Here is a 22599-nt window from a genome sequence, read left to right on the forward strand (position 1 = left end):
TAGAATAACCTCCCAATCTTATATGTTTATTCTAACAATAAAAAAATAAACTGCGAAGCAAGAGCCGTACGCTCTCTCACTTACACAGTTTATTTTACACTCCCACGAACTGCGTTAAAACAGTTCGTTTTTTTCATTAAGATTTTATTTTCCGTAAGACATTAGCTAATCGCCAAACCTTACTATTACTTACACTGTGGTACTTCTTCTTATAAAAATCTCTTTCTTTCTCTAATCTTTTAAATTCCTTCCTCAATATTTCAATATCACTGGAAGAACTAATGCTTTTCTTTTTGGAAGAAGTTTTAGAGCTCTCTTTTTTGAGTCTCTCAAATCCGAGTTTAACCGGTTTGTCCCAATTAGACTCTTTTACTTTTACAGTTTTACTTGCAGTTATAGTATCGATATAATTATTGACCTTATCTATTTGTCCAGATACTAAAATTTCCACCTTGTTTTTATTTAAACTATTAATAAAACCATTTAAGAGGAGACTTTTAGCTAATTTAAAGTTTTTCTTCATAAATAAGGCCCTGTTCTTTACATTACTCACGACTAAATGCTTGCTAATTAACTCTCCTTTTGGATGGTTAGGAATAGCAACCTCTTTCAGCTCATTATTTGTAAAGCCTCTAAAAATATCACCTATGTCAAAGTAATATAAGGGAGAACGATGATTTGCTTCTGAATTAGGGAAATAATGATCAACTATTGCTTTTGGAACATCTCTCGCTTGTCCTTCCAATGGGAATAGATGGGTTCTTATACTCGGTATATTATTCAGCTCAATTACAGCCATATCATTAGTAGCTGAATCCCAAAGAATGTCTACCCCACTTTGTGCAAGCCCAGGAATTGCATTAACAGCTTTTATTGCATTCTTTTTCACTTCTTCTGTTAGCTGATCTGTCGCATCAATCGGTTCTCCACCTGCAGAGATATTACTTTTACTCTTTAAATAAACACGTTTCCCTTTTGGGGGAACACTGTCTAAAGTATAACCTTGCTCCTTTAAGAGCGACATCATTTCATCATCTTTTTTAATTGGACTGTCTGTTAGTGCAGGATTTTTTTTCTTTTCCTTATTCTTTTCCTGCAGTAATTGATTGATCGTTTTTTTGCCATCACCCATGACATTTGCTGGAATACGATTAATTGCACCAATTACTTTATTTCCTACAACGTACACTCGATAATCTAGTCCATCCACATGTTTCTCGACTATCACTTCTTTATAATTCAAATCGTTTCTAACATATTTCACAGCTTCAAGAAAGCCATCTTTATCTTTTATATTTGCTATTACTCCACGGCCACCTGCTGCAGAAATAGGTTTTATCACTACTGGGAAACCTAATTCGACTGCATAATCAATAATCGTATCATCATCAACGTTTTCATCAAATACTTGTCCTTGAGCTATCATTACTCCAGCTTCAGCTAGATATTTTTTTGTTAAGGACTTATCTCCAGTAATTCTCATCGCTTCTTTGGTTACAAGGTCCCCTCTAGAGCCCATGAAATAATGGGTTTTTACTCCATCAGAAAGAGAGTACCTAATAACAGATCTTACTCTATTGTTGTTCTCAAATTTAACGGAGAGTCCCCTTCTCCATCCTTCTAGCGCGATGGAATACATACTTACTGGATAACCACGCGCTTCAGTTGGCAGACATCCTTCTAAATGAGATAACCAACGTTTTTCCATATAAACACTACCTTATATTTAACATGTATTATGTCTTACTGTACGTTTAAATCCGGGATGTAAGTACGTAATCTACTCTTTACTGATTCGTACACTTCTTTAGACTCAAATTTACCTTCTTCCATTTCTATAAACCGGTTTTCTTTAATATATTCATCAAATATGTTGTTAACATATCTCATTTTCTTTTCCCTTTCCACAAAGGTTAACCGGTATTGTGGATCTTCTACCTTTATGTAGCTGTAATTTTTATCAGGCTTTGAAATTTTAAGTGATAACACAGCCCCAATTTGTCTATAAAGGCCATTTTGTCCTGAGAAGAAATTTCCTAAGGAATAGGCAACAAATGTTTTATTGCCTCTCGATGTTTCAATCCATTCAGGCGGTTGTAAGACATGGGGGTGGTGACCAATAATAACATCTGCCCCAGCATCTGCTAATGAAGCACACATTTCTTTCTGTCTCGAAGTGGGGTACAAGTGATACTCACTTCCAAAATGCAAACTTAAAATAACCACATCAGCAAGCTTTTGATTTTTAATTTCCCGAATATCCTTGGTAAGTCTAAGCAAGCTCTTTTGCTTGAGCGAATTAACCAAGTATGGTTTGTCCTCCGGAATTTTAATCCCATTTGTAGAGTTAGTATAAGATAGAAAACATACATTCAAACCATTTATTTTCTTTATTCTAAGTCGTTTTTGATCTTCCTCCGAGTCAAAGGCACCGTCATATTCCAAACCAATCTCTTTTAGGTTAGCAATTGATTTGATTAAACCTTCTGCACCTCTATCAAGAACATGGTTATTTGCAAGTGTCACCAAATCAAATCCAAGTTCTTTGAGCGTGTACCCTATCTCTTTAGGACCATTAAAACGTGGAAATGATGAGAGGCCTATATCATTTCCAGCGATAATGGATTCAAGATTACCGATAGTTATGTCTGTTTTACCAACTAGAGGTTCAATGTTTATTAACTGATTCATAAAGTCATACCCTGACTTTTTTTTCAGTCCCCCGTATACTCTGCCGTGCAGTAGAATATCTCCTACTGCAGAAAGAGTAAAACTATTTGTCGCTTTAGATAGAAACAAATGAAATTCCTCCTTCCTATCACCTAATTAGTTTTTTATCTTTTTCTTAATATTCCTAACAGGTTCTGTCATTTTCCAAGAAGAGCTATTCAAGATATGTTGAATATCCTTCTCTGCCCGTAACTTCTGCTTTCTTAAGCGTTGTAAATCTTTATCCATTTTACGTAGAGCGTGCTGGACAGATTTCACACTGGATGAATTATACTGTTCGGCAATTTCAAAGCCGACCGTTACCGGATCTTCATAATCCTCAGCTTCAATCTTCACAATCTGAGAGCCACGGCTGTATCCTTTAATCACTTTTCTAAAGCCGAATACTTTTTCTAGGTCTGTTCCGGCGACTACAATTTCTATTTCATCAAAGACCTTACTTTTTATATAACCATGCAGACCTTGGTTAAGAGCTTGTTGCTTTAACCATTTATGGTAATTGTAGCGTTGCACATCTCCATATACCGTGTACTTTCTCATATACAATTGGCCCTGTGGTGCCGGAGCTACCTCTACTTCAAGAGCTGCACGGTTTTCTAATGGTTCTAACACATTAATTAGATCGAAATAAATTTTGGATTTTTCCGTAGAGATACCTTTTGTTTCCGGGAAATAATAGTCAATGATTGCTCCAGGGATGTCCCTTGCTTTTCCTTCAATTGGGAAGAGTGCTCCGCCAATTTGTGCCGTCGGATTCAATTCAAGGACAACCGCTGGAACATCAATTTCATTATCTTCATTGATAATGATATCTACACCACCGTGGATAAATCCTGGAATAGCTTTTAATGCATCTACGGCAATTTGTTTGTATTCATCGCCAATGGTATCCGTTACGTCAATCGGGTCTCCACCAGATGAAACGTTTGTTTTTTCTCTTAAGTAGATGAGTTCTCCCTTTTTCGGGATGCTTTCTAATGTATAGCCTGCTTCTTTAATAAAATCTAATATCTCAACATCCATATGGATCAAACAACTATTCAAGCGGGCATTTTGTTTTCTGACATGGTTTTTTAAAGCAATCAGTTCCTCTATCGTGTGTACGCCATCACCTGTAATATTAGCCGGGATACGGTTATAGACGGCGATGACTTTATCATCTACGACATAGAAACGGTATTCTTGACCCTTTATAAACTGTTCAACGATTACTTCATCATAATCTAGCTCGTGACGTACATAATGCAACGCTTTATGTAACTGTTCATCACTACGGATATTAGTGACTACTCCATTACCGAGACTTGCATTCGTTGGCTTAAGTACGAGCGGGTAACCTAAGTTCTTACCATATTCAAGGATTTCTTCATTTGTTGCATCCGGGGCGAATCCTCTCCCTTTAGGTACAGGTACCCCTGCCTTCTCAAGAATAATCTTCGTATCATCTTTTTCAGAACCGATTTCTACCGCTTCATTGGAGACCAAGTCTCCTCGTGTCCTAAAGAAATAATGAGTTTTCGTATCGGAACTTAATGAAAACAATCGCCCAGGAGGGTTAACTCCAAAGATGATCATATTCTTGTAATGCTCCGAATCCTTTGTATACCATTTTAATTTTAAGCCTCTTCGCCAACCTTCCAGCGCCACTGCAAAAGCATCAAGTCTAGTCTTTCTGGCATTCCTTACAATATCGTTTGTTAACTGTGGTAAGCTAATGCCAAGCTGTGATTCTTTCATTTTATTTTTCCTCCTACTTTGCTGATCCGTTTAATTCCGAAACATTTTCTTGACTGATCCAACTAAACGAACTGGCGCTGTCACCTTCCAGGATAAACTGTTATGGTATTTTCTCCGTTCTAACTCTAACTTTTTCAATTCATACTGTATTGTTTCCAGTTCTTGTCTGTACATTTCCAATTCTTCTATCTGTGTCTTTAGATCTGTTTTGATTTCGAATCCAACTTTAATTGGCTGATCTGTTTCTTGTACTTGGACTTCATAAACTTGACCACGCTCTTCGTCTTCCCAAATTGCGTTTTTAAAGTCATCCACCATTTCTGGATCTGTTCCACCAACGACGATTTCAATATCGCCTTCTTCAAGAGTCATGATATAACCGTGCAAGAATCGTTCAAAAGCTTGTTTTCGCAAACCGCGATGGTAACCGATATCTAACACATTTCCACTAACGGTATACTTTTTCGTATAAAGTCTTTCCTGTGGACATGGTGTTACTGTCGTTGAATACGCATCTTTCGCTTGCAGTGGTTCAAGCACATCATGGTAATCAAAATACGTGTTGATTTGATCTGTATTTTTACTGCTCGTTTCCGGGAAGTAATAATCAATAATCGCTTTAGGAATATCTCTTGATTTCCCTTCAATCGGAAACAGTAGCCCACCAAGATTCGCGGTTGGGTTCAACTCGATGATATAAACTTCTTCTGTATTCTCATGAACAATCAGATCAACCGCTCCATGCTCAAGACCTGGTATCGCATGTAACGCCTTCACTGCAGCTTCCTTCACATACTCTGGAATCGTATCAAACACATCAATTGGATCCCCACCGATTGATATATTTGTCTTATCCAATAGTGGGACATATTCCCCTTTATCTGGAACAGTGTCTAGTGTGTAACCCTTCCGTGCGATAAAGTCCTCTACTTCCTTATTCACGAGAATTGGACAACTGATGAGACGTGGATTTAAACTTCTTTCACGATTTTTTATCTCAATCAACGCTTGAATAGAGTTGATGCCATCCCCTGTCACGTTTGCCGGAATCCGATTCATCGCTCCAACAACTTCGTGATCAACAACATAAAGTCGATATTCTTTTCCTGGTATGTAATGTTCTACAATAATTTCAGGGTAGTTCAAATCTTTTCTTATAAAATCAAGGGTATGTTCTAATTCACCCGCACTTGTTATATTTGTAAATACACCTTTCCCGAAGCTGCCGTTTGTAGGTTTTACAACGACTGGGAAGCCGAGTTTCGCTGCATACTCCAATACCTCTTCATTGGAAGCCTCCTCAGAAAACTCTTTTCCTTCTGGCATGGTGATGCCTTTACTCATTAACACTTGCTTTGTCTTCTCTTTATCTCTGCCGATATCGACTGCTTCATTTGTAACTTTATCTCCACGGGTTCTAAAGAAATAATGGGTGCGTTCCTCGGAGCTTAACGAAAACAGTTGGCCTGGCTGATCGACCGACCAAGTGCGCATTTCTTTGAACTTCTCAGAGTCCTTTACATGCCATCTAAGAGTTAATCCTCTTCTCCAGCCTTCCAAAGCTACAACATAAGCATCTAAAAAATTCCCATGTGCATCTGAAACAATTTCACCCGTTAGATGTGGCAACCACTCTGCACGATTCTCTTCCATTAAATTTCCTCCTAATTCATACACCATTTCAATCGATAGAACCGCCCGATGTTAAGTTCTTGAAATGTAAAAATTGTTTTCCGTTTAATAAATCTGCTGTCAACCTGCCTTGGGCGTCGAGAAAATAGTCTCCGAGCCACTTGTCGGTTGGTGTATCAAACTCATCGTAATTTCCTGGTTTTGGTGTAAATTCTCCAAATACAAGTCCTGTATCGGAACGTAAGAAATCTATCCTTATAAACGGGGCAGGGATTTCTAAACTAATCGCTTTAGCCAATTCCAATTCATCCTGGCTGACACCCTTACCTTTAAATAAGCTCTCCCCATATTTGCCTGTAGCGACACGCTCTCCACTAGCAGTCCACCAGCAATATTTAAGTTCTGGATAACGGACAATTTCGAGGATTAAACCTACTTTTCCATAAAAACAATAAAACTTAATATCCCTGGCAGGAGTTTTTGTATTCTTATCTTCTAAAATCAACTCTTCCGTGAACCATTCATCTTGAAGTACACGGCCAGCAATCAGATCTCTTTCCATATCTTTTCGCAAAACTTGCCAATTCGCGATTTCTTTCGACTGTTTGATGTCTATTATATCATCATTCTCATAAACGAGATATACACCACGCGCTCCGGCTCCGTCAACTGGTTTGATGGCTATGCCGCTTTGTTCTGGAATCTCGTCGAATGTGTATGTACGGACGGATATCTCTGGTGTTCGTACGTCCAAGTTTTTTGCGAATTGGTAAGCTGTTTGCTTATCATCGAGGACCATTTCAGGCAATGTTCCTCTCAGTTGATGTTCGCGCATCCGCATCGTGAGACTCGCCCGGAAAGATGCAGCTTGTTCCAGAGGAATCTGGTCCTCGGAAAAGCCAGAGCGTACCATAAACTCCGGAATATCTTCTATTTTCAATCCTTCAAATAGTTTTGGATAAACGAGTTTACGATATGCTTCTTTATCTTTCATAAATAATCTCGCAGCAGAATGGATGACATGCGTATAATTCGCATCCTCGATTTGCTTCTGGCTTATCATCTTTTCCAGTGAATCGACAATGTCGCCCTCATCTTTCATTTCCCTTACCATTCGCCAAATTCGATTATAATTAAATTGCTCTTGCTGCAATTTTAAGCTTTCTAACGTGTCGGAGAGTGTATGAATCTCGTCTTGAAGGGAAATCACTTCTTTTTCCAGCTCCGTCAGTTCTTTATGAGGGGGACGAGTTCGGGAAAACAGCTTTCGAGCCTTTCCGGTTCGTTTCCAAGTGTTGCTCTGCTTAATTTGTTGGATTTTCTTTTCACTCGCTTTGATGTCAGCTTCAGCCCGCTTGATTTCCGCTTCCACTTTCATCATCCGCCTTAAGACGGCTTCATTTTCTAAAAGCGGATCAGATTCTTCTAGATTTTGTTCTATTTCTTTATTCTCGCTCATTCTACTCCCCCCTCTTCTATACGGAATGGATTTTCTTCAACGAGTAAATGTTCAATTTGCTCGTTGAAGGATGATTTATCTTTCGTTTCCGTTAACCAATTCATCGTCGATAACGGGATGGATCTTAATTCCCTGCGATGGTTCTCCAGTAAGTTTTCTCGTAATGCTTCATCGATCGGATACCATTTGGATTTCACCTTAATCCAATCATCAATTCGACGGGAACATTCTCTTAAGTTAAAGTGTTCTACTTTTTTACTGCCAACGCTCTCTGAAGGTAGTTCGGTAAGGATGACACGAACTACTTTGGCTTTCAGTTCAGGAACGTATTTTTGATTATCAGCAAACACTCCAGGGTTATGGATAAACAACAGATTGCAGTTGATATTCTCCCCATAAACGAGCATTTGAATGTGTTTTCCATCAATTAAACTACGGATTGCCGGGTCCATCGTTTGCTTTTTCTTTAATTGGTAGGAACCCATTTGGATAAGTCCAATGTTCATTCCCATTTCCTTCAAGGTTTCTAGATGCATGACGATAAATGGAGGGACTTTCTCCCGGTAATCGGCAATAAATACGACATCGAGATTTCGTACACTTCCTTTTGCCACCCGATCCGGCAACATCGGTTCAGGTACAGGGAAATGTCGTTCATCAGGATGGAATGGCATATATAAGGAATCTGTATGTTTATGATAATAACCATAGCTTTCTCTATATTCTTTGCGAACTCCCATAAGGAAACCGTTGTAACCAAATTTAGAGTTTGCCGTAAGCGAATTGGATGATTGCATTGGGAACGATAATGGACCGTTGTTTAGATCAACAATCGCTTGTTTCCCAAACACTGCGATGAGTCGATTTTTAAATTCGCTATCAGCAGCAAAACGGACACGATCCCAATAGCCGACCTTCTCTAGTACGGCTTCTCTTCGGAACATCAGTGAAGACATATTGGAGAAAATATACTTCCCTGGCATACTGCGCCTGTACGGTTTTAAGTCTTCTGTTAACCTAGCATGAGCTGATGTGTTCGCCATCACTTCTTCATGCTGAATTAAATGCTCTACTTGTTTTTGAATTTTTTCCGGATGCGACCAATCATCTGCATCATTTATCGTGACGAATTCTCCGGTTGCTTCTTTCAACCCTATGTTTCTTGCGATATAAGGTCCACTGTTTGTCGGTGTCGAGAGCAGCTTGACCCGCTCATTTTTAGCGGTATATTCCGCTACAACTTCCCGGGTAGAATCTGTACTGCAATCATCCACAACAATTAGTTCGAGGTTTTGCCATGTTTGATTCAGCAAAGAATCGATTGCTACACGAATTCCCGATTCAGCATTATAAGCAGGGATAATGACCGAAACTTTCGGTCCCGTTGTCACCTGTTTTTCCTGAATCGGGTCAGTTGTCAATCTATAATAGGCATCTCTTCCTTCATCGGAAGTGAGCTGGATTTCTTGTAAATTATAGTGACGAAGTGCTCGATTCACCCAGGATAAACGCTCCAATGGTGTAGCTTCCACATTCGCCATTGCAACGTAGATATCTGCATGTGTATCCACTTCAAGCAGTTCAGAGAGGAGCTGCTTTGCTTCCTTATGTTTGCCGAGTAACACGAGACATTCTGCCTGCAAAATTTTTATTTTTCTCCGTCTTTCTTCGTTGTCGCTGCTTCCCTCTGCCGTGACGTTCAAGAATTTAAGTGCAATTCCTGCTTTCCGGGGATCAAGCTTATTCGCATAATACAATCCGAGTTCCCAAGCAAGAGCTTGCTTCATATAACGGTCTTCGGTATGAAAGAACAGCTCCCGCAAATCAGCAAGAGCCCGTTCCTCAAACCCTAAGTCATATAAATATTTTTTATAGCTTCTCAACTTATTTTCTGCAGCTTTTTGTTTATAGGCTTTACTGTACAGTTGCTTGATATTCCTTCGACCGAGTAAATAAGCCGGGACCGTTCGAATACTCGCTCGGAGCTTCCGCTTTATGTTTCTCAGAGACTCGATGATCTTTTCCCTTTCAGCGAATTCCGCTTCATAACTTTCAAGCTCTGCAAGTACTTCCTTACGCTTTTCTTGTTTCTCCGCCAATTGGTTTTCCAACTCGTCCAATTGGGAGATTAATGGATTCTGTTCATCATTTATCTGAAGATGGTTCGTTTCCTTATTCATCTAACACCCAACTTTTCCTTCCAGACCACTGATTCAAAGTGAATCATGTCTCTTAATTCAGGATGCTCTTGTAATCTTTCTTTCACTTTTTCTGACTCTGGATACCATGTACCATCTTGGTTAAAATAAGTCCGGATGTTTTCCAAGTAAGCTGGTTCTGGTATTTGATCGATAACTACATGGAGTTGCTTCGTATCCACTTCAGCTACATAACGCTGATATTCAGCTAATACTGTAGGATGGAAAATAATGACCTCGTCTGCTTGTAATTTTTCTCCAAAAACTACAACTTGCAGGCGGTCTCCGTCCAACAGCTCCCTAATGGAGGATGGCATGTTTTTATCCGGTTCTACGCCATATTGGTTGATTTGCAGTAATCCAATTCTGTCGTTTGTTGTTTCCAGCCGTTGTGTTATAAACTGCAGGTTTTCCTCGGAAATAACACGAAAATCGGTAGCGATAATGACCTCGAAAAGACGTTTACCATCGACTTTTTCCTCCCGCTTCGGCCACATCGGTTCAGGTACTTGATACAGTCGTTTTTCCATCGGATAAGGATAACGAAGAGAATCAGCTTGCGCATGATGATAGCTGAACGCTTCGACATACTCTTTTCTCACTCCCATGAAAAAGCCGTTATAACCAAAAGCTGAGCTCGCAGTTAAAGAGGTGACGGATTGCCTTGGCAGTGATAACGGTCCGCTTTTCAAGTCGACGTAGTTATTTTTCCCAAACACTTTGATGAGTCTTCGTTTAAATTCTCCATCGGCTGCAAAGCGTACACTATCCCAGAATCCGACTTTGTCTAAAACAGGTTGGCGACGGAACATGATGGACGACATATTCGGGAAAATATATTTACCCGGTGTTCCGCGTCGATAGAATGTCAGATCTTCGGTTAAGCGGGCATGCTCCGAAGTATTTGCAATGACAGACGGATTGTCCATCAAATGCTTCACTTGCCGCTCAATTTTTTCCGCATGGGACCAGTCATCCGCATCATTGATTGTGACGAATTCTCCAGTGGCTTGCTGTAAAGCGATATTTCTTGCTACGTACGGACCACTATTTTCAGGTGTCTTCAACAGTTTGACTCGTGGATCTTTTTCAGCGTACGCTTTAATTACAGCTGCAGTATTATCCGGACTGCAATCATCTACAGCTAGCAGTTCGATATTTTGCCATGTTTGGGAAAGTATCGACTCGATTGCTACTTGGACTCCGTCTTCTGCTTTAAAGGCAGGCAGGATGACCGTAACCTTTGGTCCGTCCACTTTCCGGTCAATAGCTTCTGTTTCTAGATCATCATATATCGGAGCTTCACCTGTCTCTTTAAAGCGTATCGGTGCTAACTCATAGTCTTCCATCACTTGATTAACAAGTTTTAAGCGTTCCTCGATAGAATCTGTTAGATTCGCAGCCGCAAAATAAAGGTCGACGTGTTTTTGTTGTTGAAGCATCACATCAATAACTTGTCTTGCTTTTGCCGTTTGATTCGTATGATGTAAACACTCAGCTTCCAAAATCGCTATCCGTCTCAAATGATCGGTATCGCTGACGCCTGCTCTTGCAGCTTCAATATAATTAAGAGCCTCGGTAGCTCCTTCTGTTGTATTTTGATTGGCATGCCAAAGCACAAGTTCCCAAGCAGCTTGACGTTTCAAGTCTGCATCTTTTGCATGCTCGAAATAATTCTCCAAATCTTTTTGTGCTTGCTCGGTAAAACCTAAATTATATAGATGGTATTTTATTTTCTTGAGTTTTTGTCTTTCCGCTTGCTTCTTACCTGATAAAACCTTTTGGATTTTCTTTTTCTGATCATCCGAAAACATGTCCCCGATGGCCTTCCGCTGCTTCTCGGACAATAGCGTATATGTGAACCAGTCAACCGGTCCAAGGACTATTTTCTTGATTGTTTGTTTCATTCTGTCACCACCAAGCTCATTCGATGAGGATGCGATTTTTATTGTTCCTGTTGTACTTGTTTGCGTTGAACGACGCGTTTTCTATTGTTCACTTTTTTCTTTATGCCAAGGGATTCCCGATATGCAGCAACCGCTTCTTCAGCCGTTCCATCAAAGCGGATTTGTCCACGTTCCATCCAAATTCCTCTTGTACACACTTTCTCTACAAAGTTCATACTGTGGGAAACAATAATTACCGCCTTCGCATGAGACATCATCTCTTGAATTCGTTCACTTGCTTTTTGCTGGAAGGCAATATCTCCTGTCGAGAGAGCTTCATCCACAATAAAAATGTCTGGCTTCAAAATAGCTGCGATACTGAAACCAAGTCGGGATTTCATTCCTGAGGAATATTCCTTCACCGGTTTATCAATCGCTTTTCTTAGTCCGGAGAATTCTACAATTTCATCATATTTCTCCATGACCCGTTTTTTCGGAATACCGAGGAGCATAGCATTCAAGTAAATATTATCGGTCCCTGATAACTGACCATTGAAACCTGTACCGTAACCTAATAAGGAGGATGTTTCACCTTTTACATCGATTTCTCCCTCATCAGGTTTCAGAATGTTGGTCAACACTTTACAGAGCGTTGATTTACCTGCTCCATTATGGCCAATGATTCCAACGACTTCCCCTTCTTTAATTTCAAAGTTCAAGTTACGAAGGGCCCAAAACGTTCCTGTATTTAATTCAAAGGAAACACCGACGTCCTCCGCTTTGACAATGACACGATCTTTAATGTCGGCTTCTGTTTTATTTAGTTCGAGGCTTCGTTTTCTTGGTTTTGGTGCGGGCACGGATTTCCGGTAATTCGCAATAACTTCTTTCGGATCCCCAATTTCATGCACCTTACCATTCGCAATCCACATGATTCGATTACAGTTTCGTTGAGCATATCTCAAGCTGTGGGTAACGATGATAACCATTTTTGCCTGCTTTACAAGTTCTTTCATTTTTTCCGCAGCTTTACGGCTGAAACGGGCATCCCCTGTGTTTAATGCTTCATCTAAAATGAGTACTTCTGGTTCTAAATGGGAAGCAACACTAAATCCAAGTCTTGCCTTCATCCCGCTGGAATAGTATTTCATTGGTTGGTCGATAAAGTCCCCGATATCTGCAAAGTCTTTGATGTCTTCGATATATTTATCGATCAATGCTTTGTCGATGCCGAGCATCATTCCATTTAGATAGATATTTTCTCTTCCGGTGAGCTCTTTATTAAAACCCATACCAAATGAGAACAATGCTGTCACTTTACCATCGACATGCATTGTACCTTTATCCTCTTTTAAAATTCCGGCAATGATTTTACTCAAAGTCGTTTTACCTGCTCCATTGGAGCCGATAATCCCGAGTATCTCACCTTGGTGGCCAGTGAAATCAATTGATTTCAGCGGCCACACTTTCTCTCTTTTCTTTTGTTTCTCACGTCTTTTAAATATACGGAAAACACGGGACTTCAAATCGTCCTGATAGGAACGATCGTCAAAGTATACACCAATATCCTTTGAAACGATCACTTCTTCCGTTGTTTCCTGTTTTTGTTGTTTTGTTTGCTCTTGCATGATTTTCCCTCATTTAAGCTTGACTTTATTCGCAAGATTACCGACATCACCATGCCAATAATCCTGAATACACACCATTCACATTCAGCGAAGGATTAAATGAGCTCAGCTGAATGAAACTTCATGTTACAAAGCTTTAATAATTTTATGCTCATTCTGACTGTAATAACGTAACATATAAATTACGACAACAATTGAAATGGCAAACAATACCCCAAGGCCGACCAGGTTTGGCGGCTGATGATACATCAGAATATCTCTATATGCCGTAACTAAAATGGCAACCGGGTTATATTCAATTAATGGTGTTAACCAGTCCGGCATCTTACCACTTCTAATTAAACGCCCACCTTCCCAAATAATTGGTGAGGCATAGAAGAAAATTCGTGTAATATAGGTCATCAAGTTTTCAATATCTCGCACAAAAATCGTAATGTAGCCGAGTACGAGGCCAAGGGCGATATGTACGGTCAACTGCATAACGATAATTAATGGTAGATAGAGTATATACCAAGTAGGCATTATTCCATATATCAAAAGAAAGCCGGCCATTACAACCAATCCAAAAGCAAAGTTGAATAGTTGGGTTACCGTAAAGGATAATGGAAATAAAGCTTTTGGTAAGGAAACTTGATTAATTATTGAGCTATAGCGCAAGATCGATTTAGACGAAGAATTGATGGTTGTACTGATCCAACGCCATACAACGAGACCAATGACTAAGAATAGTGGATAGTTTTCCCCACCCCTGTCAAGAACGATAACAACTAAGAAGTAGTAGACTAACACGTTCAGTAACGGATCGAGTAACCACCAAAAATATCCTAAATAACTATTTCTATGTTCTGCTTTCAGCCCGGATTTTACTAAATAATATAGTAAGTCCTTCCGCTTCAGCATTTCCTGAATATAACTTTTCATTTAATAAGACACCGCCTACTAATTAAAAACGTTTTATAAATAATGAAAAGACTTTCGCAGGGCGGCCTAAACCCACGTCTGCAAGTCTCTAAATCGCACGTCAATTGTGGAATTCGCACCGTATCGGCTCCAATTCGCACGTCAACCGGGGAATTCGGCACCACTCTGGTTCTATTTCGCACGTCAACTGGGGAATTTCGCACCACTTGAGTTCAAATTCGCACGTTAACCGGGGTATTGCGCACCACTCTGGTTCTATTTCGCACATCACCCCAGCGATTCCGCACCACTCAAGTCCAATTTCGCACGCCATCTTCAAGATTTCACACCACCAAAAAGGCCAGTGCGAGCTCCCTAAACACCATGCTTTACTTCTTCATTCTCCATTTAATCATGTCCTTGATGGATAGAACGACATAGTGTGCAAAGTACCAGATGCTTTTTGGCAGGCTTTGCTCCTCCACTTGGCGAAATACGTACCAATTACGTTTTGCGGCTTTCCATTTATTACTTGAGATGGAGTTGCCGACAAGCCGATATTCCGCAAGAATCTCCGGGAGGCCATAAGCTAAGAAGCCTTTCCTTGTTAGAGCTAGCCAATAGGCATAATCCTGCCTTGTCCGGATATTCACCATCTCCATATGACCGGTTTTTTCCCGGTCGATCATGACGGTCAAACATCCGATGACACAGCGTTTCATTAAATCATCATAATCTACATATTCCGGTGTATTGCTGATTGCATTTGTCCTCGTCCCATCTTCCTGCATGCGGACATAGGTGGTAAATGAAAATGCAATATCTTTTTTCTGCATGAACTCCAGTTGTTTTTCCAGCTTTTCCGGCAGCCAGCGATCATCACTATCAAGAAAGGCAATATACCTTCCTTGGGCATGTTTCATTGCGGTATTACGCGCAACCGCTGAGCCGCTGTTTTCATCGAGCACATGAAGTTGGATCCGTGGGTCTTGCTGTTTATAGCGTTCCACAATTTCCCTTGTATTATCAGAGGAACAATCATCGACAATGATCATTTCCCAATCGGTATATGTCTGGTTAAGAACGGATTCAATCGTTTCTCCGATGAATCGTTCGGAATTATATGCTGGTGTAATCACCGATATCAATGGTTGTTGTTTCATTTATGCATCGATTCCTTCTAGCTTCCTGCTGTCAATTTGGAGCAGTTCGTTGTACCAGTTGATCAGTTTCTTTTCTTCTGTTCCCCAGTTCAACTCTTCCATAACTGCTTTTCTTCCGTTTTCACCCATTTGTCTTGCTTCTTCTGGGTTGTTTTTCAGGTAAGTGATCGCATCTCTTACCGCTTGGTCATCATAAGGGTCAACAGCAATTCCGCAATGATGTTTTTCTATAAAGTTTTTCCAGACCGGGAAGTTGGAACAAATAATCGGCAGACCCGCATTCATATATTCGAAGAACTTCGTGAGTTCTTTTTTCATGTAATGCTCCGTCGGCGGGAAAAGCGCAATTCCAGCAAGCCAATTTGTGTTGGCATAGCGTTCTTCGATCACTTCTTTTTCGATAAACTGATCGATTCCTTCTATAAATAGTTTATCTTTTTTGTCACCTGCTGCCTGGTACATTTCCGCTGCGAGGCTGCTTGGACATTTCCCGACAAAATGGACTTCGATGTCATCATCCAAGAGAGGAATCCTTGCATGCTCTATCGCCCCACGGACATGGGAGACATTCCCAGTATACAACAGTTTATGCTCTCTCGGGCCTTCCCGCTTGATATGCATGAACGTATCGTTGATCGTCGGATAGTTTAAAATGCATGTTCCCGTCGGATATCTGTCTTTATAATATTTTTCAGCCAGACATAGTTCCATATCTTTAATAAAGAAGCGCTCCATCACATTATAAATTTTCGCGATGAGCTTTTTGACTGGCTTGCTTAGATAATCTTTCTGTAAAATGCTCGTTATATAATCTTCATGGATATCATAAATAACGACATTATTTTTATTTTTTAATAACCAACCGACTGGCAGCAGCTCGGGATCATGAAAATGATACACATCCGCTTTCGCAAATTTCGCCTTTTTATAAGCGTCCCAAGCTCCGAGTGTCATCCGCTTGATTCGGCTGTTAAAGCTCTTTAATGGAATATGTCGGATTGGTTTATCTTTTGAATAGCTTTCTTCACTTGTTTGCGCAATCAGTGTTACATCCATTCCAGCATTTTGCAATGATTTACATTCTTTATGATAAATCCTTGGATCATAAGGATGATGCACGGTTGTAAGATGAACCACTCGTTTTGGAGCGTTCATAAATTTTCAACTCCTGTTTAAAATTTAATCAGTTAGACTCCAGTGTTTCTAAGAACACTTTTTCATATTGCTTCACAATCGTCTCCGCCTGGAATGATTGGACCCGCTCCAGCCCTTTTTCAACGACTGCTTGTCTTTCTTCTTCGGTCCAGTTCAGGCTTTCGAGTATTTTATCTGTTAGTTGTTGTTCATTGCCAATTTCACATAACAAACCGAATTCGCCATCGTTCAACACTTCTGTTGCTCCAGGCTTTGCTTTGGTGGAGACAATCGGCGTTTTTGTTGCTAAGGCTTCTGCGAGTACATGTCCAAAACCTTCTCGCTTGGACGTCAAAACGAAAACGTCTGATTTAGCGAAATAGATATACGGATTTTCTTGGAATCCGAGGAAATGGACATCATCCGCGATATTCAAGTTTGCTGCAAGTGTTTTTAATTTCGCTTCCAATTCCCCTTCACCTAAAATGACAAGTTTGGCCGGGATTTGTTCCCGAACTTTAGTAAAGGCTTTAATCAACGTTTGCTGATCCTTATCGTCAACAAGACGGCCCGCTGAGATAATTACTTTTTCCTCACCGGTGAAGATGGATTCATGATTTTGTTTCAATTTTCCTGTATCGATGCTTTTTTGTATCTGCTTCACATCAACCGGATTATAAATTACTTCTATTTTATCTGCTTCTACTTTATAACGAGAGACGACATTGTTTTTCACGCCATGGGAAAGGGCAATTACTTTACTGGAAAATGTATATAATAGCCCATATACTCGCAGCTTTCGATTTGCAGAAGGCGTACCACCGAGGAATGCCGCTTCCCGTACAATATTTTTTGCCCTCGTAAAGGAGAAAAGTCTCGCGAGAATTGCGATCGTATTATAATTTGGAATCGTACTGAATACGATATCCACTTTTTCTTGTCGAATAATTTTTGCCAAAGGGAAAATGGCCGAACGTAATCGCTTCGTCTTTAACTTAATGAATTTTATGTCGGGATTCAGGTCCTTTTCATAATTCCCATCATAATTCAACGTAACAAGTGTGGGGATAAACTTTGTCCGGTCCAAATTATTTAATATATTCAATAGAGTCCGGGCCGCCCCACCTGCACCCATCTGATAGATAAAAAACAAAATCCGTTTCTTTTTCACAAATGTCATCCTTATCTTTCTGGTGTGTGAATCAAAATTACACTTAGGGAATTATACCATAGCAGCAATGATTAATAAATTGTCGAAACGGTGTCTAAGTGCTAAAATGTATACTAGTTCGCAAATTACTTTCTATATGATATCGCGCCGTTAAGCGGCGTAATCAAATAGTTAGCCACCCTATATTTTAACATATTACAGTTGTCTATCAAATTTAGGTAGAAAAAGTATTGCAGGAACGACTCGAAATTTGTATAATTAAATCAGGTTGTGAAATATTGAGCAATCTTTCATGTATACCTGTTATTGTAAATGGATAGCAATATAACAATGACTCGAGTCCATCCGGAAATTATATTAGTTGAATAAAGAAAGGTAGGAAGACCATGAGTTTATTTGAAAAGATACAAGCAAAAGAAGAGAAAATTGCTGTAATCGGTCTTGGTTATGTTGGATTGCCATTAGCAGTCGAGTTTGCAAAGAAATTCGATGTTGTTGGTTATGATACAAATACAGAAAAGCTGAATAAATATGAAAATGGTATTGATGTGACGGATGAAGTTGGAGACGAGGCAGTTCAACAAACAACAATGAAGTTTACGAACAATCCTGCCGATCTCACGGAATGCAAATTCCATGTTGTAGCGGTTCCGACACCAATCAACGCAGATAAAACACCAAACTTAGGACCAGTCATCGGTGCCAGCGAAACAGTTGCTAAGCATTTAACGAAAGGCTCCATCGTCGTTTACGAATCAACTGTATATCCTGGAACAACTGAAGAGATTTGTATTCCGATACTAGAAGAAGTTTCTGGATTGGAATATGGAGTAGACTTTAAAGTTGGTTACTCACCAGAAAGAATTAATCCCGGTGATAAAGAAAATACATTAACGAAAATTACAAAAGTTGTATCTGGATCTGATGAAGAGGCGTTGAAAGAGATTTCCGCTATATATGATGCAATTATCGAAGCTGGAGTGTATGAAGCAGAATCGATTAAAGTTGCCGAGGCATCCAAAGTTATCGAGAACTCCCAGAGAGATATCAACATTGCATTCATGAACGAATTAGCGATGGTATTTGACCGTATGGATATCGATACGAAAGCCGTTCTCGAAGCAGCATCAACAAAATGGAACTTCCTGCCGTTTACACCAGGTTTAGTTGGTGGACACTGTATCGGAGTGGATCCGTATTACTTTACGTATAAAGCAGAACAACTAGGCTACCATTCACAAATCATCTCATCTGGTAGAAAGATCAACGATGATATGGGTAAATTTGTCGGTGGCAGTGTCATCAAACAAATGATCAAAGCAAAACAAGATATCGACGGCGCTCGCGTGGCGGTATTAGGTCTTACATTTAAAGAAAACGTATCTGATGTCCGCAACACAAAAGTCGTTGACGTCATTGAGGAACTGAACGAATACGGAATTGAACCGATTGTTTATGATCCCCTCGCAGAACCTGAAGAAGTATTGCGCGAATTCAATATCCGCCTTGCTGATAAGGAAGAATTGAAGGATTTAGACTGTGTCGTATTCGCCGTTCCACATAAAGAATTTGTACAAACAAACCTTCTCGATGAATTAAGCGGTTTGTATCGCAGCGAGAAAAAAGTGTTAATTGATATTAAGAGCATTCTCGATCGTAAAGAATGTGAAGAAAAAGGATTCCAGTATTGGAGTTTGTAAGTTGCATGGAGGAGAACCCGCTAGGTTGGCGGGTTCTTTTTTTGTGGTTTTGTGAATGACTGCTGATCTATTTTAGGATGATGGTGCGAATTTTGGTGCCTGAGGTGCGGATTTGGACGGAAGTGGTGCGAATTTCCTCGGGTGGCGTGCGAATTTGATTCGATATGGTGCGAGATAATACCCTGAGCGTGCGAATTTCATCCGGAGTGGTGCGAATTAACACCATGGGCGTGCGAATTTCACATTATCCTATTACCTTAGTCCGAACGCAAGGTATATCTTTTATTGAAACCATTAACTTTCTTTTCCCATCTCCTTCTTTTTTCAGAGTAATGGAGATTCGGGTGGTTTTTTAATAAGCGAGACACAGCATATCTAGAACTTATATTGAGAAAGTTTAAGATTTCCTTATTCCTCAACCATGGTTTCACCAACATTAAATACTCATCAATGGAATGATTAGCCGCTTGCCTATCAGCCAGTCCACATCTTGGGCAAATCCAGCTCCATTTTACTTTCTCCATTCCTACCCTATTGCACTTTCTGCACCTCACACCCGGCACCAGCTGCTCCGGCACAATCCCCCACTCCTCCAAAATATCTTTATCAAAGTCCCTACAATGTTTCAAAATGAAGTGGCCGATTTTCTGGTGTTGATAGGTTGGATGATTCTTTTGTTTTTGTTCGTAATCGAGGATTTTCCAAGGGATATGTTCTCCATGCTGGACAATGCTGGAGATTTTTTCATGATCGCCGATGACGTTGATGAGTGTGCTCGGCTCGCTGACTGCGATGAAATAGTAGATTGGAATATTGGGCTGGTTATGTTCGTAGAGCCAGTTCTGAAGTTTCAATTGCTGGGCTTTAACTTGTGCGATTGGATGTTTGTAGCCGGAAATTTTTCGGCCGTCGTCGGTCGTGAATTGGTTAAGGTCGGTATCGAAGGTGATGGGTGCACGGAAGTTTTTTACCTCGATGATGTAAATGGAATGTGGAGAAATAATCAGGTTATCGATTTGGAAAGTTTGACCGTTGGATGTCAAGCAAGCGTCTTGGATGATAGTGAACTTGGGAGCGAGAATATTGAAGTGATGATCAACGGTGAGTTCGCCTTGATGGCCTCGGGTTCGGAGTTCTACTTGTTGCTTGATCGCTTGGTATTGCGGAGAGTTTGGTGGCAGTCTAGCCTGTAGAGCTTCGTACTTTTGCAGGATGAGTGGCTTGGTTCGTTTTCGTATAATCATTGTATCTCCTTTCTGGTAATGAAGGGCTATTTTCACCTGCATTATATCATAAAAAAGAATAATCTCCAGACCCCCTCAATAGAATGATACAGGGGGCATGTCAAATGGAAAAAATTCATGTGGACAAGCTGGAACGTTTCTATAACCTGCAGGAAATGAAGAAGGAAATTGATCAGGAACTTGGGGAGTTAAAGAAGGAGTTTAATCAGATTTTTGATGAATCGATTGGAGAGAATCGGGCTGGAGAGTTTGTGGAAGCCGGCTACCAGCTGAAGCGGCAAATCCGGAAGACCGAAAAGTATGATGAAGAGCGGACGGTTCAGCTATTAGAGGATCTGCAGATGGAAGATTTAATTGAGACGGTAAGACGTCCAGATAAGACGAAGATTCATGCAGCGATAGAACTTGGACTTATCCGGGGAGACCAGCTGGAGGACATGATCGTCAGGCAGTATTCAAGGGTGTTGCAAGTTAAGCAGGTTTAGATTGTGATTGGAGTGCAGTCCGTAACCAAAAATAAAAGGGCTAATGTATGATGCAGTCTCGGAAAAATGGAGTCCGCATTCATCATTAGCCCTTTTGTTATTTAATTATCTCCCCAAGCTGCTTCGTCAATAATGACAGTGGTGTTCGGGTGCTTGTGTAGAGCGGATGCTGGGAAATCTTCACTGATTTCACCTTGAAGAAGCTTCGTTACCGCTTCTTGTTTACCTTCACCAGAGATGATCATGAGGATTTCTTTGCTTTCAAGAATGGTACCAATCCCCATCGTGATCGCTTTTGTTGGAACGTCATCAATCGAATCGAAGAAACGGGCATTCGCTTGAATTGTTGTTTCATCCAAATCTACGATATGTGTTCTGATGTCAAAAGCAGTTCCTGGTTCATTAAATCCGATGTGACCGTTTTTACCAATTCCTAAAATTTGGAGGTCGATTTTACCGGTACTTTGAATTAATGACTCATAATCACGGCACTCTTGTTGCACATCTTCTGCGATTCCGCTTGGTACATGGGTATTTTCAGCAGGAATATTGATATGTTTGAATAGATTTTCATTCATAAAATAATGGTAACTTTGCGGGTCATCATCCGGCAACCCGATATATTCGTCGAGATTGAAAGTGACCGTGTTTGAAAAGTCAATTTCACCTTGTTTATATTTTTCGACTAAAATCTTATATAACCCTTCCGGAGTAGAGCCGGTTGCAAGACCCAATACCGGTTTTTCGGATTCCTTCACGCGGTCGGCTATCATTTCTGCGGCCTTCATACTCATTTCCTTAAAGTCTTTTACTTTAATAAATTTCATTTCTGATTCCTCCTTAAAGGATGGGTTTGAGTAATAGTAATATCACTGTTTTTATTATATCCAAATATGGCGATATATGATATATATTACACCCAGACTGAAAAAAAACACTTTCTAAGTTTACCTGATTCTTTTTTATTTGACTAGTAGAATTAAGAGATATTATGTAAAAAAATGACCCTTTCATGTAAGAAAGGGCATTCGTATTAGATAATATTCTTTTTTCTATTATCCTCACGCTTTCATTTCATCCTCTCCGGCAGCTGGTGAATCGAATCGATCAGCTGGTTGAGCTTGCCTTCAATACGGTGGAGCAAGTAGAATGTCACAGCAATCGGGAAGCCTACTTCTGCGATAAACGAGTACCAGGCATCCATGGTACGTCCCTCCTTTTTCGGGTGTCAAAAAACCCCGATCACCCCGCGGTAACCGGGATAATCGGGGGCTTGTTTGGTAACCCAATTAGTTGATTTCTATTTCTTCAATTTGTTGATCAATGACGCGCGCACTTCGTTTAGCAACTAAATCGCCGCCATTTGAGGTGAATGCATTTTGAGCGATGACCACATCCATTGCAGCGTTGACAGCATTGTGGTCGATCGGCTCCACTGGATCGTCCAGTGTAAAGGTTACGATTTTCCCCTCTTGGTTTTCAAATCGCATTTCCAGCCTTTTCATGTTTCTCCCCCTTTCTATTTACAAGGT

At 40.2% G+C, this 22599-nt stretch carries 18 protein-coding genes; 2 read left to right on the top strand and 16 right to left on the bottom strand.

The genetic code is table 11. The features are described 5' to 3' along the window. Positions 1–136: 136 nt before the first annotated feature. From ACFSBH_RS17180 to ACFSBH_RS17235, 12 genes are all read right to left on the bottom strand, one after another. Positions 137–1708 (bottom strand): ATP-binding protein, encoded by a 1572-nt coding sequence (locus tag ACFSBH_RS17180; RefSeq protein ID WP_379598781.1) that lies wholly within the window; start codon positions 1706–1708, stop codon positions 137–139. Between the two features lie 35 nt (positions 1709–1743). Next, entirely contained in the window at positions 1744–2799 is a 1056-nt protein-coding gene (locus tag ACFSBH_RS17185) for a CapA family protein (protein WP_379598783.1), read from the bottom strand. 27 nt (positions 2800–2826) lie between these two features. Continuing rightward, complete coding sequence (locus ACFSBH_RS17190; protein WP_379598785.1) at positions 2827–4467, bottom strand: acylphosphatase; 1641 nt, start codon at positions 4465–4467, stop codon at positions 2827–2829. Positions 4468–4497: 30 nt separating this feature from the next. Continuing rightward, complete coding sequence (locus ACFSBH_RS17195; RefSeq protein ID WP_379598787.1) at positions 4498–6120, bottom strand: acylphosphatase; 1623 nt, start codon at positions 6118–6120, stop codon at positions 4498–4500. Positions 6121–6148: 28 nt separating this feature from the next. Continuing rightward, positions 6149–7558: an ATP-grasp fold amidoligase family protein gene (locus tag ACFSBH_RS17200; RefSeq protein ID WP_379598789.1), complete on the bottom strand. Its 1410-nt coding sequence runs from the start codon at positions 7556–7558 to the stop codon at positions 6149–6151. After that, positions 7555–9738 (bottom strand): glycosyltransferase family 2 protein, encoded by a 2184-nt coding sequence (locus tag ACFSBH_RS17205; protein WP_379598791.1) that lies wholly within the window; start codon positions 9736–9738, stop codon positions 7555–7557. The genes ACFSBH_RS17200 and ACFSBH_RS17205 overlap by 4 nt, the downstream gene beginning before the upstream one ends. Then, a complete protein-coding gene (locus ACFSBH_RS17210) occupies positions 9735–11663 on the bottom strand; it encodes a glycosyltransferase family 2 protein (RefSeq protein WP_379598793.1) in 1929 nt (642 codons plus the stop codon). Before ACFSBH_RS17210 ends, ACFSBH_RS17205 begins: the two co-directional genes overlap by 4 nt. Before the next feature lie 38 nt (positions 11664–11701). Further along, a complete protein-coding gene (locus ACFSBH_RS17215; protein WP_379598795.1) occupies positions 11702–13270 on the bottom strand; it encodes an ABC transporter ATP-binding protein in 1569 nt (522 codons plus the stop codon). 126 nt (positions 13271–13396) lie between these two features. After that, complete coding sequence (locus tag ACFSBH_RS17220) at positions 13397–14191, bottom strand: ABC transporter permease (protein ID WP_379598797.1); 795 nt, start codon at positions 14189–14191, stop codon at positions 13397–13399. Positions 14192–14559: 368 nt separating this feature from the next. Further along, positions 14560–15333 (bottom strand): glycosyltransferase family 2 protein, encoded by a 774-nt coding sequence (locus tag ACFSBH_RS17225; RefSeq protein WP_379598799.1) that lies wholly within the window; start codon positions 15331–15333, stop codon positions 14560–14562. After that, positions 15334–16488, bottom strand: coding sequence for a glycosyltransferase (locus ACFSBH_RS17230; RefSeq protein ID WP_379598801.1), 1155 nt, complete (start codon positions 16486–16488; stop codon positions 15334–15336). Between the two features lie 28 nt (positions 16489–16516). Next, entirely contained in the window at positions 16517–17638 is a 1122-nt protein-coding gene (locus tag ACFSBH_RS17235) for a glycosyltransferase (protein ID WP_379598803.1), read from the bottom strand. 386 nt (positions 17639–18024) lie between these two features. Between ACFSBH_RS17235 and ACFSBH_RS17240 the strand changes: the two genes are divergently transcribed. Then, on the top strand, positions 18025–19338 hold the full coding sequence (locus ACFSBH_RS17240) for a nucleotide sugar dehydrogenase (protein WP_379598805.1): 1314 nt from the start codon (positions 18025–18027) through the stop codon (positions 19336–19338). 257 nt (positions 19339–19595) lie between these two features. Here the strand turns inward: ACFSBH_RS17240 and ACFSBH_RS17245 are convergent, their stop codons facing one another. Further along, positions 19596–20582, bottom strand: a complete 987-nt coding sequence (locus ACFSBH_RS17245) for a nuclease-related domain-containing protein (RefSeq protein WP_379598807.1) — start codon at positions 20580–20582, stop codon at positions 19596–19598. A gap of 104 nt (positions 20583–20686) precedes the next feature. On the opposite strand from ACFSBH_RS17245, the gene ACFSBH_RS17250 reads away from it, so the two are divergent. Continuing rightward, the gene (locus ACFSBH_RS17250) at positions 20687–21067 is read left to right on the top strand and encodes a hypothetical protein (RefSeq protein WP_379598809.1); all 381 of its coding nucleotides are present in this window, start codon (positions 20687–20689) and stop codon (positions 21065–21067) included. Positions 21068–21168: 101 nt separating this feature from the next. On the opposite strand, the gene nagB is transcribed toward ACFSBH_RS17250, so the two are convergent. The 3 genes from nagB to ACFSBH_RS17265 form a co-directional block, all read right to left on the bottom strand. Continuing rightward, a complete protein-coding gene (nagB, locus tag ACFSBH_RS17255) occupies positions 21169–21894 on the bottom strand; it encodes a glucosamine-6-phosphate deaminase (protein WP_379598811.1) in 726 nt (241 codons plus the stop codon). 242 nt (positions 21895–22136) lie between these two features. Further along, positions 22137–22271 (bottom strand): YvrJ family protein, encoded by a 135-nt coding sequence (locus ACFSBH_RS17260; protein ID WP_379598813.1) that lies wholly within the window; start codon positions 22269–22271, stop codon positions 22137–22139. Between the two features lie 85 nt (positions 22272–22356). Further along, positions 22357–22572, bottom strand: coding sequence for a DUF2922 domain-containing protein (locus ACFSBH_RS17265; protein WP_379598815.1), 216 nt, complete (start codon positions 22570–22572; stop codon positions 22357–22359). Positions 22573–22599 lie beyond the last annotated feature (27 nt).

The organism is Oceanobacillus luteolus, assembly GCF_042678205.1.
Lineage (GTDB): Bacteria > Bacillota > Bacilli > Bacillales > Amphibacillaceae > Oceanobacillus > Oceanobacillus luteolus.